Raw genomic sequence first — 15,357 nt, 5'->3', positions numbered from 1 at the left:
GCTGTTGCGCGCATACCTAAGCGCCCGCGCGGGCAAAGCCAAGTGACGCATTGACGGGGCGGCGGATTCCGGGGCAAGTGCACGATTGATGGCGCTAACGACAGGGGATCGGAAGATGAGCTGGAAGACACTCGACGACATGGATCTGGCGGGCAAGCGTGTGCTGGTGCGCGTGGACATCAACGTGCCGGTCGAGGACGGGCGCGTCACCGACGACACCCGCATCCGGCGGATCGAGCCGACCATTACCGACATCCTGAAGGCCGGCGGCAAGCCGATCCTGCTGGCGCATTTCGGCCGCCCCAAGGGGCAGTTCGTGCCCGAGATGTCGCTGCGCCCGCTGGTGCCCGCGCTGGAACAGGTGCTGGGCGCCACGGTCGCCTTCTGTGCCGACAACCGTGGGCCCGCCGCGCAGGCGGCCGAGGCGAGCCTCGCCGAGGGCGCGGTGCTGCTGTTGGAGAACACGCGGTTCTATCCCGGCGAGGAGAAGAACGACATCGAACTGGCCACCGAGTGGAGCCAGCTGGGCGACATCTACTGCAATGACGCGTTTTCCGCCGCACACCGGGCCCATGCCTCGACCGAGGCGCTGGCGCGGTTGCTGCCGGCCTGCGCCGGGCGGCTGATGCAGGCCGAGCTTTCGGCGCTGGAGGCCGCCTTGGGCCAACCCGAACGCCCGGTCGTCGCGGTCGTGGGCGGCGCCAAGGTCTCGACCAAGCTGGACCTGCTCGGCAACCTGGTGGCCAGGGTGGATCACCTGGTGATCGGTGGCGGCATGGCCAACACGTTCCTGGCCGCGCAGGGCATCGACGTGGGCAAGTCGCTCTGCGAGCACGAGCTGGCGGAGACCGCGCGCGAGATCATGGACAAGGCCGTGGCGGCGGGTTGCACCATCCTGCTGCCCTCGGACGTGGTGGTGGCGCGGGAGTTCAGGGCCGGCGCCCCGAGCGAGACCGTCGCCGCCGATGCCTGCCCCTCCGACGCGATGATCCTGGATGCCGGGCCCGAGACGGTGGCGCGCGTGGCCGCTGTTCTGGAGGGTGCGAAAACACTGATCTGGAACGGGCCGATGGGCGCCTTCGAGATCCCGCCCTTCGACACGGCGACCAATGCCGCCGCGCGCAAGGCCGCCGAACTGACCCGGGCCAAGCGCCTGATCAGCGTGGCCGGCGGCGGCGATACGGTCGCCGCGCTCAACCAGGCCGGGGTGGCGGACGACTTTTCCTATATCTCGACCGCCGGCGGCGCGTTCCTGGAGTGGATGGAAGGCAAGGAATTGCCCGGCGTCGCCGCATTGAACGGCTGACACCGGGCCCGGTCCACGTCGCGGCACCGTCTGTGCGGCCTTTCGAGGGCGGGGTTATTCCGCGTCGGGACCTGTCAGCGCCGCGCGGGACGGTCTCGATCGTCCCGGCCCTTGCCGGAAGCGGCACCAATCCGGTCAGTCTTGCCGGGTCCGGACGTGCGACGGTGGTCGCCGTCCAGAACAGCCTCGGCCATGTCATCGAGATCCGTGCTGTGCATCCAGCGCAGCCCGGTGGTTCGAAAGACCATATCGAACATTCTGTCCTCCTTCTACGCGCTGAAATTCAGGCGACATCCATCGGCTGACGCCGCCCGCCCATCGATTCCAGCGTGCGCAGGATCCCCTCGTGCCGGGCCAGATCGTCCTTGATCCGCAGCTTGCGGCGTTTGAGCCCCTGCAACGTGGTGCTGCACGGCGCAGGACGTTTCAATTCCTCCATAATCCGCGCCTTGAGTTCGATCTGACGCTGGCGCAGCGTGGCGGTGCGGACCTTGAGCGAAAACAACTTGATACGCGGGCTCTCGGGCATTGTTCCTCCTGTCGGGGTCACGTGGTGGTTGGCTTGTCACGAAGAATATGGGCCAGTCTGCCCTTTAAACGAGGCAATGGAACGACGATTATAGATAGGATTTTCCTATTTACCGCCCGGAGCCACCCGCCATGTCCGCCGAGATCACGCTGCGCCAGATCCGATATTTCGACACGCTGGCGCGAGCCGGGCAGTACCGGCGCGCGGCCCGGCAGCTCGGCATCAGCCAGCCCTCGCTCAGCCTGCAGATCAGCGCGCTGGAAGAGACGCTGGGCCAGCGCCTGGTCGAGCGTCACCGCAACGGGCTGATCCTGACGCCCGAGGGGCGCGACGCGGCGGCCCAGGCCGAGCGCGTCCTGCGCGAGGTCGAGGCCCTGGCGCAACAGGCCAGCCCCCTGCGCGGCGGGTTGCGCGGCACCCTTCGGCTGGGCTCGACGCCCACGATCGGCCCCTACCTTTTGCCGCGGGTGTTGCAGCGCCTGCACGCGGCGCATCCCGAGTTGCGGCTTGTGGTGCGCGACGGTGCCCCGCGCGAGCTGATCGAGGACCTGGCGGCGGGCGCGCATGACATGGTTCTGACCCACCTGCCGGTGCGCGGCGACAGCTTTCGCGTGCAGCCGCTCTTTCGCGAGCCGCTGCATCTTGCGGTCGCACCCGGGCACCCGCTGGCCGGATCGAAACGGATCGACCGGGCCGACCTGCGCGGCCTGCCGATGCTCAGCCTCGGCCCGGCCTATACGCTGCACCGGCAGGTCGCCGATCTGTGCGACGAGACCGGCGCGGTCCTGCGCTCGGATTTCGAGGGCACCAGCCTGGACGCGCTGCGCCAGATGGTGTCGATGAACATGGGGGTGACGCTGCTGCCGGGGCTTTACGTGCGCTCCGAGGTCGAGGCGCGTGGCGGCGATGTCTCGGTGATGCCCCTGCGCGGGATGCACCGCAGCATCGGCCTGGCCTGGCGCGCGGCCAGCGGCACGCCGCGCGCGTTTGCGGATTTCGCCGCGCTGATCGGCGCGGTCGTGCGCGAGGAGTTCGCCGGCGTGGTGATCGCGCAGGGCTGAGCGGCGTCACGCCTGAAAAACCACCCGGTGCGGAAAAAACATGCCGGCGGCAAAAACGGGGATTCACAGGGCGAATCGCCTGTGCCATAGTCCCCCGAGACGCCCGGAAAGGGCGCGTGACAGGCAGTATCAGAAACGGATTTCCAGGTGTCCCGCCCCACCCGACCCAGCCTCGGCGCCTTCGCCTTCTTTGCCGCGATGTTCGTTCTGGGCGTCTATTTCACCTTCGCCGCGGTGCAGGGCGATTTCGGCCTCTTCCGTAGGGTCGAGATCGCCGCCGAGCGCGACGCGCTGAGCCGCGACCTGGCGCGGCTGCAGGACGAGATCGCGCGGATGGAGAACCTGACCCGCCGGCTGTCCGACGACTATCTCGACCTCGACCTGCTGGACCAGCAGGCCAGGTCGGTCCTGGGCCTGCTCCGCGCCGACGAGATCGTCATCCGCTGAACGCCCTGCCCCACGGTCAACATTCCCACTCGCCTCGTGGGGAAAAATGTTCTAGTCCTCGTTTAACGCTAAACTATTGACGGGCAACGGGGAGGGCGCCGCAATGGCCGCACGCAAATCCACCAAAAAACCCAATGTCTCGGCCGAGGAACTCACGCATTACTACCGCGAGATGCTGCTGATCCGGCGGTTCGAGGAGAAGGCCGGCCAGCTCTACGGCATGGGTCTGATCGGCGGGTTCTGCCATCTCTATATCGGGCAGGAGGCGGTCGTTGTCGGGCTGGAGGCCGCGGCCGAAGAGGGCGACAAGCGTGTCACCTCCTATCGCGACCACGGGCACATGCTGGCCTGCGGAATGGACCCCGACGGGGTGATGGCGGAACTCACCGGGCGCGAGGGCGGCTATTCCAAGGGCAAGGGCGGCTCGATGCACATGTTCTCGAAAGAGAAGCATTTCTATGGCGGCCACGGCATCGTCGGTGCCCAGGTTCCCATCGGCGCCGGGCTGGCCTTTGCCGACAGGTACAAGGAGAACGGCCGCGTCACCTTCACCTATTTCGGCGACGGCGCCGCCAACCAGGGCCAGGTCTACGAGACCTTCAACATGGCCGCGCTGTGGCAGCTGCCGGTGGTCTTCGTGATCGAGAACAACCAGTACGCCATGGGTACCGCGCAGAAACGCTCGACCTCGACCGAGGAGATCCACAAGCGCGGCGAACCCTTCGGCATTCCCGGCGAGCTGGTCGACGGCATGAACGTGCTGTCGGTCAAGGAGGCCGGTCAGAAAGCGGTCGCCCACTGCCGGTCCGGCAAGGGGCCCTATATCCTCGAGGTCAAGACCTACCGCTATCGCGGCCATTCCATGTCGGACCCGGCCAAGTATCGCACCCGCGAAGAGGTGCAGAAGATGCGCGAGGAGCGCGACCCGATCGAACAGGTTCGCGCCATGCTGCTGGAGGGCAAGCACGCGTCCGAGGACGAGCTGAAATCCATCGACAAGGAGATCAAGGAGGTCGTGAACGCCTCGGCCGAGTTTGCCAAGGAAAGCCCCGAGCCCGGGACCGACGAGCTGTGGACCGACATCTACGCCGACGAGGTGCCGCAGGTGGAGGACGCCTGATGCCCCATTTCGAGATACATGCCGCGGATGTCGAGGCCGCCAAGCGCTTCTATGGCGGGTTGTTCGGCTGGCGGTTCGAGGCGATGCCCGGCGGCGAGGACATGGATTATCACCTGATCGAAGGCGCCGATATCGGCATGGCGCACGGGCTGACCGGCGGCCTCATGCGCCGGATGGGCGACACCCCCGCCCCCGGCAATCCGATCCGCGGCGGCACCATGACCTTCGACGTGACGGATTGCGACGAGCGCTATGGCTGGGCGCTGGCCAATGGCGGCGCCGAGGCGCTGCCGCCCGCCGACTATCCCGGCATCGGCCGCTGCGCCTATGTCGAGGACGGACAGGGAAACGTGGTGGGCATGATCGCCCCGGCCCAGGAGGGAGATTGAACATGGCAACCGAGATCCTGATGCCCGCGCTGTCACCCACCATGGAGGAAGGCACGCTGGCCAAATGGCTGGTCAAGGAGGGCGACACCGTCAATTCCGGCGACATCCTGGCCGAGATCGAGACCGACAAGGCGACGATGGAATTCGAGGCCGTCGACGAGGGCGTGATCGGCAGGATCCTGATCGGTGAAGGCACCGAAGGGGTGAAGGTCAACACGCCGATCGCGGTGCTGGCCGAGGACGGGGAGGACATCTCGGACCTGCCCGAGCCGGCACCGGAGGCCGGGGCGGAGGCCCCGGACGACGCGGGCAACGAGGCGGCCTCCGCAGGAGGCTCCGAGGCGCCCGCCCCCGCCTCTGCCCGACCCGAGGCGCCGCAGGTCAATGACAGCCCGGACTGGCCCGAAGGCACGACGCTTGCCTCGCAGACCGTGCGCGAGGCCCTGCGCGACGCCATGGCCGAGGAGATGCGCCGCGACGGCGACGTGTTCCTGATGGGCGAGGAGGTGGCCGAGTACCAGGGCGCCTACAAGATCAGCCAGGGCCTGCTGGACGAGTTCGGCGCCAAGCGGGTGATCGACACGCCGATCACCGAGCATGGCTTCACCGGCATCGCCGTCGGCGCGGCCTTTGGCGGGCTGCGCCCCATCGTCGAGTTCATGACCTTCAACTTCGCCATGCAGGCCATGGACCAGATCGTGAATTCCGCCGCCAAGACGCTCTATATGTCCGGCGGCCAAATGGGCTGCCCGATGGTGTTCCGCGGCCCCAACGGCGCCGCGGCACGGGTGGCTGCCCAGCACAGCCAGGACTATGCCGCCTGGTATATGCAGGTGCCGGGGCTGAAGGTTGCGATGCCCTACTCGGCCTCGGATGCCAAGGGGTTGCTGAAATCCGCGATCCGCGATCCCAACCCGGTGATCTTCCTGGAAAACGAAATCCTCTACGGGCGCAGCTTCGACGTGCCCGAGCTCGATGATTTCACCGTGCCTTTCGGCAAGGCCCGGACCTGGCGCAGCGGCGATGACGTGACCATCGTCAGCTTCGGCATCGGCATGCAATACGCGCTGGACGCCGCCGAGAAGCTGGCCGAGGACGGGATCGAGGCAGAAGTGATCGACCTGCGCACCCTGCGCCCGATGGACACCGGCACGATCCTGAAATCGGTGCGCAAGACCAACCGTCTGGTCACCGTCGAGGAAGGCTGGCCGCAGGGCTCGGTCGGCGCCTACATCTCTGCGGTGGTGATGCAGGAGGCGTTCGACTGGCTGGACGCGCCGGTGATCAACTGCACCGGCAAGGACGTGCCGATGCCCTATGCGGCCAACCTGGAAAAACTGGCGCTGGTCACCACCGACGAGGTGATCGAGGCGGTGCGCAAGGTCACCTATCGCTGATGGAGATCCTGGGGCGCGACAGCTGGCTGGAAAGCTATCGCATCGCCGTCGAGGTGGATGGCGTGCGCGTCATCGCGCATGTGCCCGAACGGCTGTTCGCCGACCGTCCCGGCCAGCGCCCCTCTCACCAGGCCGCCTATGAAGGGATCGCCGCGCGCAAGGCGGCGATCGAGACATCCATTGCCGATCTGGTGCGCGGCCGCCCGCTGCGCGCGCCCTACGACCAGATCCTGCTCGCCGAGGACAACTGACATGCCAACGGAAATCCTGATGCCCGCCCTGTCACCGACGATGGAAGAAGGCACTCTGGCCAAGTGGCTGGTCAAGGAGGGCGACAGCGTCGCCTCCGGTGACCTGCTGGCCGAGATCGAGACCGACAAGGCAACGATGGAGTTCGAGGCCGTCGACGAGGGCGTGATCGGCAAGATCCTGGTCGAGGGCGGCACCGAGGGGGTGAAGGTCAACACGCCCATCGCGGTTCTGCTGGACGAGGGCGAGGACGCCTCGGACATTGGCGAGACCTCGGCGCCGGCACCGGAGACCGCGCAGGCGGGCGACGCGGGCGACAAGGCGGCCCCCGCAGGGGGCTCCGCGGAGCCCGCCCCGGCTGCTGCCGCGCCGCCCGCGCCGGAAAAGGACGGCAAGCGCATCTTCGCCTCGCCGCTGGCCCGCCGCATCGCCGCCGACAAGGGGCTGGACCTGGCGCAGATCACCGGTTCCGGCCCGCATGGGCGGATCGTGAAGGCCGATGTCGAGGGTGCCGGGCCGCAGGCCGCCGCTCCCGCAGCCGAGCAGGCCCGTCCGGACGCGCCTGCGCCCGCCCCCCCGGCCGCAGGTCCGTCGGCCGAGGCCGTAGCCCGCATCTACGAGGATCGCGACTTCGAGGAGGTCAAGCTCGACGGGATGCGCAAGACCATCGCCGCGCGGCTGACCGAGGCCAAGCAATCCATCCCGCATTTCTACCTGCGCCGGAATATTCGCCTCGATGCCCTGCTGAAGTTCCGGAGCGAGTTGAACACGCAGCTGGAAAGCCGCGGCGTGAAGCTCAGCGTCAACGACTTCATCATCAAGGCCTGCGCGCTGGCGCTGCAATCGGTGCCCGACGCCAACGCGGTCTGGGCCGGCGATCGCATCCTGAAGCTTGCGCCCTCGGACGTGGCTGTGGCCGTGGCGATCGAGGGTGGGCTGTTCACCCCGGTCCTGAGGGATGCCGAGATGAAATCGCTTTCGGCGCTCTCGGCCGAGATGAAGGACCTGGCCGCCCGCGCCCGCGACCGCAAGCTTGCGCCGCAGGAATACCTGGGCGGCAGCTTCGCCATCTCGAATCTCGGCATGTTCGGCATCGAGAATTTCGATGCGGTCATCAACCCGCCGCACGGCGCCATCCTGGCCGTCGGCGCGGGCGTGAAGAAACCGGTTGTGGGTGCGGATGGCGACCTGACCGTCGCCACGGTGATGAGCGTCACGCTGAGCGTCGATCACCGGGTCATCGACGGGGCGCTGGGGGCCGAGCTGCTGCAGGCCATCGTCGACAACCTGGAGAATCCGATGGTGATGCTGGCCTGAGCCGGCCATGAAAAACGCCGCCGAGAATTGCGGAGCGGCGTTTGTTTTCAATCTCTTGCCGGGCGATCCTCAATCGGTGGTCACGTCCTTGCCCAGCATGTGGTCCATACTGATCGAGGGCTGATCGCATCCCGCCTCGCCCACGATCCGGGCCGGGATCCCGGCCACCGTCTTGCAGGCCGGCACGTCGGACAGCACGACCGATCCCGCGGCGATGCGGCTGCAATGGCCGACACGGATATTGCCCAGCACCTTGGCGCCGGCTCCGATCAGGACCCCGTCCTCGATCTTGGGATGGCGGTCCTCCTCCTCCTTGCCGGTACCGCCCAGCGTGACCGAGTGCAGCATCGACACGTTGTCGCCCACCACCGCGGTCTCGCCGATCACGATGGAATGGGCGTGGTCGATCATGATGCCCTTGCCGATCCGCGCGGCGGGATGGATGTCGATTCCGAAGATCTCGGAAATCCGCATCTGGAAGAAATAGGCCAGGTCATGCTGCCCGCGCGTCCACAGCCAATGCCCGACGCGATAAGCCTGGATCGCCTGGTAGCCCTTGAAATAGAGGATCGGCTGCAACAGCCGGTGACAGGCTGGGTCGCGTTCGTAGACGGCCACCAGGTCGGTGCGCGCCGCCTCGGTCAGTTCCGGCGCCTCGGCAAAGGCCTCGTCGGCGACCTCGCGGAGGATCGCCATCGACATCTCGTTCGAGGCCAGTTTCGCGGAAATCCGGTAGGACAGCGCCTTGTCCAGGCTGCGGTGGTGCAGAACGCAGGCATGGACCAGCCCGCCCATCAGCGGCTCATGCCGCACGGCCTCCTGGGCGTCGTGGCGGATCCGGTCCCATACCGGGTCGACGGGCGCAATGTTTCGGCGCGTCTGGGCCATGGCAAATCATCCTTCTTTCGCCGTAGACTTGGCATCTAGTTCAATCGCAACATAGGCGTCCAGAGGCGATTTTGCCAAACGCAAACCTGTGAAGGACCGGATCAGCGGGATGAATGAAACCGAGATCGCGCGCTTCGAGCAACGGATCCGCGCGCGGCTGGAGCAGATCGATACCGAGGACCGGCTTGGCGCCGGCGGACAGGCTGTGGTGCAGCTCGACCAACAATCGGTGGGCCGGCTGAGCCGCATGGATGCCTTGCAGAACCAGGCGATGGCCAAGGCCCAACAGGCCCGCCGCGATGCCCAGCGCCGCCGGCTGGAAGGTGCGCTCAGGCGGATCGAGGCGGGCGAATACGGATGGTGCGACGGGTGCGGCGAGGATCTGCCCCCGGCGCGTCTGGAGCTCGACCCCGCCGCCGCCCTCTGCGTCAGCTGCGCGTCCGGCTGAGGCGCGCGCGGACCACAGCCCGCAGAACCGTCTCGAAACACTGGCAGTATTCGACATCGTCAAAACCCGGCTCATCCGCCAGAACACGCTTGCGCGCCGCCGACATCAGCGAGCCGTTGCCGAAGAGCAGGTGTATCCGCCCGGTGCGCTGCACGTGGCGCGAGGCGATACCCGCCTCGCGGATCATTCGCACGCACAGCGCGTCGCGTTGCGCGCGCGGCACGGCCAGAAGCGCGCGCGCCGCGCTGGCCACGTCGCCATGCAGAACCGGCCGCATGGCGTCAGCCCTCCACGATGACCGACCGGAACGGCCCCGGCCCGAACCGCCCAGAGACCTGCGCGACCTCGATCCGGAAGGGTGCCGCCGCCCCGTCTTCGGCCTGCATCGCCGTCGAATAGAGCCAGTCTGGCGTGGAGGTGCTCTCTTCGCGCAGGATCCCGCCGCCACTGCGCACACGCACATGATAACGCTCGCTCTCCTCGCCCAGCGGCACATCGGGGTTGGTCCAGTCGTCGCCGTCGATCCGGGTCCGGCGGATCCAGCTGACACAGATGCCAGCCGGCCCGCCCTCGGCCCGCAGATGAACCGGGGCATAGGGCCGCAACCCGATCCCGTCGAAGGCTTCCACCCGGTGCAGATAGGCGGGATCGTCATATCCGCGCGCAGCCGGCCCGATCCGGTAGTGCCGCGCCACCCGCCGCGCCGATCCGGGCCGGTCAACCTGGGCCAATGCGGCGTCAATCAGCACCACGCTGGACCCCGCCGGCCAGACCTCGGGCATTGTCGCATCCGTGCCCAGCTGCCCGCGCAACAGGTCGCTCAAGAGATAGGTGTCCGGCGCGATCAGCTGCGCCTGCGAGAACTGAAACAGCTCCCAGTTGCCCGGCGAGCCGTCGCCGATGGCGGCCAGGTTGGCCCCGTTCAGCACCGCCTCGCGCGGCCGCGATTCCAGCGCCCCGGCAACCAGCTTGACCTGGATCTGGTTCGCCCCGTCCCAAAGCCCGCTTTCGGCCCGCCGCACTGGCGCTTCGGTGGTCCCGACCACCGCGCGCGCCGCGACGATCTGGTCGAGCGTATAGCTGTCGTCGCTCATCGAGCCGTAGACCGCCACGGATCCCGGCCACGGCTGCGCCGTCACGGCCAGGTGCGGCGCATGCGGCACCTCGTCGCCGCGCATGAGCGGCAGGTCCAGAAACAGCGGCAGAACCGGAACCGGCGCGGTGAAGTGGCGCAGCCCCGGCGGATCGTCCGGCATCTCGGTCGGCCGATAGAGATTGGGCTCGATCCGCACCGCCTCGATCAGTTGCAGGTCGGTCTGCTCGACCCGGTCGATCCGGTAGAGGCCGGAGCCCGCCTCGGACGGCATGCGGATGACATCCCCCGCACCAAGCTCCATTGCCGAGGGCGGCAGGGCGAACCGCGCCGTCTCGCGCGCGACCCGGGCCTCGGCCAGCCACCTCTCGACGGTCTGACGCCCTTCGGCGCGGGTCAGGGCCAGCGCGATTTCGCTGGTGGCCACCGCGTGGGTCGTGTCATCGGGCAGAACCGCCTCTTCGGCCACCACGTCATGATCCGCGCCGGTCTGCACGAAGCGCAACCGCACCCGGCCGGTCATCGCCGCCTCTGCCTCGCGCAGATGTTCGATGTCGCCGTCCAGGTCCGGACTGTCGGCCAACTGCTCGGCCTCGATCGCGCGCGGCCGCAGCCCGTCGCGCGGGCGAAAGACCAGCAGCCCATCCCGCTCGATCGCATCGAACCCGTGCCGCAGCATCAGCGGCTGCAAGGCTGCCCGGGCATCCCCCACCTCTTCGATGGTGTAGCCGCGCACAACGCCCCAGAGCTGCGATACGTCGAACTCCAGCAGCCCGGCCCGCAGGCAGATCTCGGCCACGACCGAGGCCAGCGTGCGGTTGCCGGTGCGCCCGTTGAGCCAATGGCCCCGGCCGTAGTTGCGCCCGTCGCTCCACTGTTCCAGCATCGCCGGAAAGGCCGGATAGGGCCGGCTGTCCCAGGTCCAGACATAGGCGTTGGCCATGTCGATCATCGGCGCGCCGTAGACCTCCGAGACCGGGTTGGCGGATGGATCGGACCAGTGGCCCAGCACCGCGCGCAGATACTGGATCTGGATCAGGTCGTCGCGCAGCCCGGTCGAGAACCGCGGCAGGCGCGATTCCGAGGATTTCGGGTCGATGAACTTGTTGGGCTGGTTGGTGCCCTTGTCGATGGCCGCGCAGCCCAGCTCGGTGAACCAGATCGGCTTCGATTGAGGCACCCATTGCGTGGGCTCGGCACTGCGCATCCCGCCGATCCGCTCGTGATGCGGATTGGCCCACCAGTTGCGCAGGTCCTTGTAGCGCCAGATCCACGGCTCGTCATGCGCGTCATCGGTGATCGGCGTGCGGATCTGTTGGGCGCGCGCGCGTTCGGACCGGTAGAACCAGTCATATCCTTCGCCGCCCTCGACATTCCCGCGCAGGTAGCCGAGCTCGTAGATGCTGCGCGCGCGCGCAGCGTCGAGATGGTCCTCGCCCTCGCGCCAGTCCGACAGCGGCATGTAGTTGTCGATCCCCACGAAGTCGATCGCCGTGTCGGCCCAGAGCGGGTCAAGATGAAAATAACGGTCGCCCGACCCGTTGGCCGGCTGATAGCCGAAGTATTCCGACCAGTCGGCGGCATAGCCCAGCTTGGTGCCCGGCCCCAGGATGGCCCGCACCTCGGCCGCCAGCGCCCGTAGCTGCGCCACGGCGGGAAAGCCCGCCGCACCGCGGATCTGTGTCAGCGCGCGCATCTCCGAGGCGATGCAGAACGCGTCGACCCCGCCTGCCGCCTTGCACAGCGCCGCATAGTGCAGGATGAAGCGCCGCAGGCTCCATTCCGGCGGGCCGGAATAGGCGACCGTGCCGTCACCGATGTTGAAGTCGCCGGCCGAGGCGGTACCGAAGAAGGCCTGCGCCTCGGCCTCGGCCGCCGCCGTGCCGTCGGGCGAACCTGCCTGTCCCGGCGCGACGCTCAGCGTGATGCGCCCGCGCCACGGCAGCGCCGGCTGCCCCACCGTCCCGGTCCAGGGGTCCGGCAACCCGTTGCCTTCCTGCTGATCCATCAGGATGAAGGGATAGAACATCACCCGCTTGCCGGCACCGCGCAGATGGCGGATCGCCTGAACCACCGAGGCATCGGACGGCGTACCGCCATAGATCGGCTCGCCCTCCCAACGCGGCACCTCTGCCGCACCGGCCCGGTCCAGCCCCGCGACTGACCACGGCATGTTGGCGCCATCGTGTTCGCGGCGTTCGACCTTGGGCTCCAACCGGCATGAACCGCAGCGCAGGTCGCCCCCGAACCACGACACCACGAGAGAGACCGCGCCGCAGCCCGGCAGCTCCTCGTCCAGCGCCGTGGCCGAGGTCACCAGGTCGCTCTGCCCCGACCGGCTGTGCATGTTGGCGGCCCAGAAACTGCCCGGCCCGCTGGTATAGTTCACCTGTTCGGAGGCCAGCGCGTATTCGCCGGTGCCCGGGATCAGGGCCACGCCCTTGACGATCTCGCTCAACCGTGCGGGAAATTCCGGGTCGTCGGATTGCTCGCCGCGCATCACCTCGAACGAGAACTGCGGCACCCGGTTGCCGAACGGACCTAGCGGCAGATCCTCCATCACCACATAGGCGGTGCCGCGATAGGCCGGAACCTGCCCGGCGCCCTCGACAGCCTCGATCGCCGGATCGGGCAACTGGTCGGCAGTGCCGCGATAGACGCGCATGTTCAGATCGCGCGGCGCAACCTCTTCGCCATTGGCCCAGACCCGCGGAACCGAGAGGATCTCGCCCTCGCACAGCGCCAGTGCCAGCGACACGGAATAGCTGTACTCCATGGCCCGGGTCTCGGGCTGCGTGGGACGCGGCGCGCCCTTGCCGCCACCGCCGCCCCCGGTGACCGTGGTCGTCGTGGTCTCGCGGAAATCCGAGGCCCAGATCACCTGCCCCCCCACACGCATCCGGCCGAACACGCGGGCGACCGGTGCGCCCTCGCCGGTGCGTGTCAGCCGGAACCGGTCGACCTTGCCGGTCTCGACCGCCTCGGACCCGCCGCTGCTGCCGCCCAGAAGGCGGTCGTCGATCACCCGGCCCAAGGTCGCGCCCACCGCGCGCCCGATGGCGACCGAGGACAGGCCCAGGACCGAGCCGCCGATCGACCCGCCGATGGCCGCGCCTGCCGCCGAAAGAAAGATTGTCGCCATCAGGTATCCTCCGAAGGAAATTGGAACCGCGCCACGATCCGGCGTTTCCACGGATCGCTCAGCGGGCTTTCGACCACGCCATGCCCGGAATAGGCATGGATGAAGCTGGGGGCCGATCCGACCTTCGCCAGCAGGCCCAGGTGCTTGGCCACAGCCCCGTCGCGCATCCGAAACAGCAAGACATCGCCCGGCGCGGGCGCGGCGTCGCCGCAGACCCTCAGATGGCGGCGCGCGGCCGCCCAGAGCCGCTCTTCGCCCTGCGGCTCGGACCAGTCCATAGAATAGGCGGGCGCCGCCTCGGGCTCCCGCCCGAACACCTCGCGCCAGACCCCGCGCACCAGCCCGAGGCAATCGCAGCCTGCGCCCCGCGTGGAGGCCTGGTGCCGGTAGGGTGTTCCGATCCAGCCGCGCGCGGCCCGCACGATCCTGTCCGACGCCCCCGTCATCGCCGGCTCCCGCCAGTGTTGGCCCCACTCCGCCGGGGAACGGCCATCACCCAATCCTCGCTGGGCAGGTCGGGAAACCCTTGAAAGTTCAGAAGGTTGTTGAACTTGAGGCGACAGGTCTCCATGCGTTTGTCGCACCCGGCCTCCAGGCGCACCATGTCACCCGCAGACACCTCGGCGCGGATCGGCTCCCACAGCTCGATCTCGCGGGCCCCGTCCGACAGGATCCGGTCCTGCTTGATCGAGGACCACAGCCCCGCAGCGGGGCCGTCCAGCACGCTCAACCGTCCGCGTTGAAACCAACCGGGTTCGAAATCGTCCATCTCCGCCCAACGAAAGATCCGCCGGTCCTCGACCACCTCCAGCGGCCGTTCGGTCGAAAAGCCGGGCGTGTCCAGGGAAAAGCGGCAGGACCCATCGCCCAGAACCGCCGTGCAGGGCTTCTGGTAGGTCCGCCCCTGCGGCCGGTTCAGAACCTCGGTCAGCCCGCGCAGTTCGGCCTCGAACGCAGCACCCTTGCGCCGCAACTCCCCGATAGTGCCCCGGAACTGCAGCCAGCGCACCGCCGGGTCGGCCCAGTTGACCAGCCAGGCCCGCACCTCGGCCCCGTCGAAGCGGCCCGCCTCGATATCCGCTTCCGTCACCGAGGCATCGCTCAGCAGGCCCAGTGCCTCGGTGTTGTCCACCGACAGACCGGTGCTTTGCTGCAGGGCCAGCGCGGTCAGGCCGCTATCGGCCCGAAACCGGATGGCCTCGAAATGCAGATCGGCGTCGTGATCCGTGAACCCGAATTGCCGCCCGTCCGTCCGGGTGACCGCCCAGCACCGCGCCAGTGTCGTCAGGCCGGATTCCACATGCGCCCGGAACGCCGCGTCCATCCCGCCCATCAGACCCGCACCTCGATCACCGGGACGTTCGGCACCTCGCCCGCCTGGAAACTGGCCACGCTGGTCTGGATCCGGTCGGTATCGAACCGCACGGGCACGTCGAACTCGAACCCGGCCGTGATCGCCATGCCCTCGGCCGGCGGGTCGGCAAAGGTCACCCGCCCCCGCGCGGCGTCAAGCGCATAGTCCACACCTTCGCGCAGCGCGTCCTGCTCGACCCCGACCCGCACCGTGCCGGCAACCGGCTTGACGATGGGGCGCACATAGCTGAAGTCGCCGGAACGGTAGATCTTGACCAGACCGAAGTCGGTCTCCTGCCCGTCGCCCATGCCGATCACCTGGTCATCGAACGCGACCTCACCCGATGCGGCGCAGGACTTGTAGTCCGACCAGTCCTTCCAGCGGAAGCCGAACATCTGCCCGCGCCGCGCCTCGAAGAACGCGATCAGCGCCGCGATGTCGTCGAGCGAGCGCAGCCCCAGCCCGGCGTCATAGCGGCGCCGCGAATGCGCCCAGGGCGTGTTGCGCTCTTCGTGCCCGTTGGCCAGCGTCACCACATCCGTGCGCCGCTCGGGCCCGCCGACCGAGCCGAAGCTCAGATTGGCGGGAAACCTCACCTCGTGAAAATTCATTGCCAT

17 protein-coding genes are annotated in these 15,357 nt (G+C 68.1%); 9 read left to right on the top strand and 8 right to left on the bottom strand.

From position 1 onward, the window contains the following. Positions 1 to 115: 115 nt before the first annotated feature. Complete coding sequence (locus BMX57_RS05700; RefSeq protein ID WP_092363464.1) at positions 116 to 1,306, top strand: phosphoglycerate kinase; 1,191 nt, start codon at positions 116 to 118, stop codon at positions 1,304 to 1,306. Positions 1,307 to 1,380: 74 nt separating this feature from the next. Here BMX57_RS05700 and BMX57_RS05695 read toward each other — a convergent pair whose 3' ends face one another. Together BMX57_RS05695 and BMX57_RS05690 are read right to left on the bottom strand one after the other, a co-directional pair. After that, a complete protein-coding gene (locus BMX57_RS05695) occupies positions 1,381 to 1,563 on the bottom strand; it encodes a hypothetical protein (RefSeq protein WP_092363461.1) in 183 nt (60 codons plus the stop codon). Positions 1,564 to 1,589: 26 nt separating this feature from the next. Beyond that, positions 1,590 to 1,835: a YdcH family protein gene (locus BMX57_RS05690; RefSeq protein WP_092363458.1), complete on the bottom strand. Its 246-nt coding sequence runs from the start codon at positions 1,833 to 1,835 to the stop codon at positions 1,590 to 1,592. 131 nt (positions 1,836 to 1,966) lie between these two features. On the opposite strand from BMX57_RS05690, the gene BMX57_RS05685 reads away from it, so the two are divergent. From BMX57_RS05685 to BMX57_RS05655, 7 genes are all read left to right on the top strand, one after another. Next, positions 1,967 to 2,896 (top strand): hydrogen peroxide-inducible genes activator, encoded by a 930-nt coding sequence (locus BMX57_RS05685; protein WP_092363455.1) that lies wholly within the window; start codon positions 1,967 to 1,969, stop codon positions 2,894 to 2,896. A gap of 147 nt (positions 2,897 to 3,043) precedes the next feature. Then, a complete protein-coding gene (locus BMX57_RS05680) occupies positions 3,044 to 3,343 on the top strand; it encodes an FtsB family cell division protein (RefSeq protein ID WP_092363452.1) in 300 nt (99 codons plus the stop codon). Between the two features lie 103 nt (positions 3,344 to 3,446). Next, complete coding sequence (gene pdhA, locus BMX57_RS05675) at positions 3,447 to 4,463, top strand: pyruvate dehydrogenase (acetyl-transferring) E1 component subunit alpha (RefSeq protein WP_092363449.1); 1,017 nt, start codon at positions 3,447 to 3,449, stop codon at positions 4,461 to 4,463. Next, a complete protein-coding gene (locus BMX57_RS05670) occupies positions 4,463 to 4,852 on the top strand; it encodes a VOC family protein (RefSeq protein WP_092363447.1) in 390 nt (129 codons plus the stop codon). Before pdhA ends, BMX57_RS05670 begins: the two co-directional genes overlap by 1 nt. Positions 4,853 to 4,854: 2 nt before the next feature. Beyond that, entirely contained in the window at positions 4,855 to 6,249 is a 1,395-nt protein-coding gene (locus BMX57_RS05665; RefSeq protein ID WP_092363444.1) for a pyruvate dehydrogenase complex E1 component subunit beta, read from the top strand. Then, positions 6,249 to 6,500 carry a hypothetical protein gene (locus tag BMX57_RS05660; protein ID WP_092363441.1) on the top strand — a complete coding sequence of 84 codons (252 nt, stop codon included), beginning with the start codon at positions 6,249 to 6,251 and terminating at the stop codon, positions 6,498 to 6,500. The genes BMX57_RS05665 and BMX57_RS05660 overlap by 1 nt, the downstream gene beginning before the upstream one ends. Before the next feature lies 1 nt (position 6,501). Next, positions 6,502 to 7,815, top strand: coding sequence for a pyruvate dehydrogenase complex dihydrolipoamide acetyltransferase (locus BMX57_RS05655; RefSeq protein WP_092363438.1), 1,314 nt, complete (start codon positions 6,502 to 6,504; stop codon positions 7,813 to 7,815). A 69-nt stretch (positions 7,816 to 7,884) separates the two neighbouring features. On the opposite strand, the gene cysE is transcribed toward BMX57_RS05655, so the two are convergent. After that, positions 7,885 to 8,703, bottom strand: coding sequence for a serine O-acetyltransferase (cysE, locus tag BMX57_RS05650; RefSeq protein WP_092363435.1), 819 nt, complete (start codon positions 8,701 to 8,703; stop codon positions 7,885 to 7,887). A 109-nt stretch (positions 8,704 to 8,812) separates the two neighbouring features. Between cysE and BMX57_RS05645 the strand changes: the two genes are divergently transcribed. Then, on the top strand, positions 8,813 to 9,151 hold the full coding sequence (locus BMX57_RS05645; protein WP_092363433.1) for a TraR/DksA family transcriptional regulator: 339 nt from the start codon (positions 8,813 to 8,815) through the stop codon (positions 9,149 to 9,151). Here BMX57_RS05645 and BMX57_RS05640 read toward each other — a convergent pair. The 5 genes from BMX57_RS05640 to BMX57_RS05620 are packed head-to-tail and all read right to left on the bottom strand — an operon-like array spanning position 9,132 to position 15,351. Further along, positions 9,132 to 9,428 carry a DUF7742 family protein gene (locus BMX57_RS05640; RefSeq protein WP_092363430.1) on the bottom strand — a complete coding sequence of 99 codons (297 nt, stop codon included), beginning with the start codon at positions 9,426 to 9,428 and terminating at the stop codon, positions 9,132 to 9,134. The two genes, BMX57_RS05645 and BMX57_RS05640, sit on opposite strands and share 20 nt — an antisense overlap. 4 nt (positions 9,429 to 9,432) lie before the next feature. After that, positions 9,433 to 13,386, bottom strand: a complete 3,954-nt coding sequence (locus tag BMX57_RS05635) for a baseplate multidomain protein megatron (protein ID WP_092363427.1) — start codon at positions 13,384 to 13,386, stop codon at positions 9,433 to 9,435. Further along, positions 13,386 to 13,832, bottom strand: a complete 447-nt coding sequence (locus BMX57_RS05630) for an NlpC/P60 family protein (RefSeq protein ID WP_092363424.1) — start codon at positions 13,830 to 13,832, stop codon at positions 13,386 to 13,388. Before BMX57_RS05630 ends, BMX57_RS05635 begins: the two co-directional genes overlap by 1 nt. Continuing rightward, complete coding sequence (locus BMX57_RS05625; RefSeq protein ID WP_092363421.1) at positions 13,829 to 14,719, bottom strand: DUF2163 domain-containing protein; 891 nt, start codon at positions 14,717 to 14,719, stop codon at positions 13,829 to 13,831. Before BMX57_RS05625 ends, BMX57_RS05630 begins: the two co-directional genes overlap by 4 nt. Beyond that, a complete protein-coding gene (locus BMX57_RS05620; protein WP_092363418.1) occupies positions 14,719 to 15,351 on the bottom strand; it encodes a DUF2460 domain-containing protein in 633 nt (210 codons plus the stop codon). Before BMX57_RS05620 ends, BMX57_RS05625 begins: the two co-directional genes overlap by 1 nt. Positions 15,352 to 15,357 lie beyond the last annotated feature (6 nt).

Source organism: Cribrihabitans marinus (assembly GCF_900109035.1).
Lineage (GTDB): Bacteria > Pseudomonadota > Alphaproteobacteria > Rhodobacterales > Rhodobacteraceae > Cribrihabitans > Cribrihabitans marinus.
This window is presented reverse-complemented; position numbering and strand designations above follow the sequence as displayed.